This window comes from Mesorhizobium sp. M5C.F.Ca.IN.020.32.2.1, from assembly GCF_004023105.1.
GTDB classification, from domain to species: domain Bacteria; phylum Pseudomonadota; class Alphaproteobacteria; order Rhizobiales; family Rhizobiaceae; genus Mesorhizobium; species Mesorhizobium wenxiniae.
The window spans coordinates 1-1,486 of record NZ_RZSX01001198.1; the positions used below are offsets into that span (position 1 = coordinate 1).

The following is a 1,486-nucleotide window of genomic DNA, read 5'->3' on the forward strand; positions in this document are numbered from 1 at the left end:
GGCGGCCGGCGATGTCAAGGACAATCCCCTCGCCTTCCAGCACGGCCAAGGTTCGATCCACTTCGGCAAACCCGGAGAATGGCCCACCGCTTTCGACGCGCGCCATGGAGATGCGCCAGTCGAAATCGTCGAGCGCAGCACCTGCGGGCGAGACTGCGATTTCCGTGGTCACCCCGCCGCCGTTCTTCCACGGCATAGACCGGTATTCGGCTGCCCGGAGAATGCGCAAGGCGCGGTTCAGCCGAGGATGCCTGGCAGGTTGAGCTGGTGCTCCCTGGCACAGTCGATGGCGAGATCATAGCCGGCATCGGCGTGGCGCATGACGCCGGTTGCGGGGTCGTTCCACAGCACCCGCTCCAGGCGTTTGGCCGCTTCGCGCGTGCCATCGGCGACGATAGCCATGCCGGCATGCTGCGAAAAACCCATGCCGACGCCACCGCCATGGTGCAGCGACACCCAGGTTGCGCCGGAGGCGGTGTTGAGCAGCGCATTGAGCAGCGGCCAGTCGGACACGGCGTCCGAGCCATCCTTCATCGATTCCGTCTCGCGGTTCGGCGATGCAACCGAGCCGGAATCGAGATGATCGCGGCCGATGACCACCGGCGCCTTGAGCTCGCCCTTCGCCACCATTTCGTTGAAGTCGAGGCCGAGCCGGTGGCGATCGCCGAGACCGACCCAGCAGATGCGCGCCGGCAGGCCCTGGAAGGCGATACGCTCGCGCGCCATGTCGAGCCAGTTGTGCAGGTGGGTGTTGCCGGGCGTCAATTCGCGCACCTTGGCATCTGTCTTGTAGATGTCCTCGGGCTCGCCGGAGAGGGCTGCCGAGCGAAACGGGCCGATGCCGCGACAAAACAGCGGTCGGATATAGGCCGGCACGAAACCCGGGAAGGCAAAGGCGTTCTCGAATCCTTCCTCCTTCGCCACCTGACGGATGTTGTTGCCGTAATCAAGCGTCGGCACGCCGGCGTTCCAGAACGCCACCATCGCCTCGACATGTTCGCGCATCGACGCGCGCGCCGCCTTCTCGACCGCCTTCGGGTCGCTGGTGCGCTTCTCGCGCCATTCGGCGAGCGACCAGCCCTTGGGCAGATAGCCGTTGAGCGGATCATGCGCCGACGTCTGGTCGGTGACCATATCGGGGCGCACGCCACGCCGCACCAGTTCCGGCACGATGTCGGCGGTGTTGCCGACCAGGCCGACCGATTTCGCCTCGCCGGCCCTGGTCCAGCGCTCGATCTTTTCCAGCGCCTCGTCGAGCCTGTCGGCGCGCTCGTCGACATAGCGGGTGCGCAGTCTGAAATCGATACGGTCGGGATCGCATTCGATCGCCAGGCAGCAGGCGCCGGCCATGACCGCAGCCAGCGGCTGGGCGCCGCCCATGCCGCCGAGGCCGCCAGTCAGGATCCATTTGCCCCTGAGGTTGCCGCCGTAATGCTGGCGGCCTCGGCGGCATGGGCGGCGCCCAGCCGCTGGCTGCGGTCATGGC

Annotated in this window: 1 protein-coding gene and 1 pseudogene; both read right to left on the reverse strand. The window is 66.9% G+C overall.

Annotation, left to right across the window (positions count from 1 at the left end; genetic code table 11):
• A partial coding sequence (locus EOA86_RS34300; RefSeq protein WP_206630222.1) for a HutD family protein occupies positions 1-229 on the reverse strand: 229 nt, incomplete at its 3' end.
• 8 nt (positions 230-237) lie between these two features.
• A pseudogene (gene hutU / locus EOA86_RS34305) lies at positions 238-1,443 on the reverse strand (urocanate hydratase); the annotation flags it as partial.
• Positions 1,444-1,486: the final 43 nt, after the last annotated feature.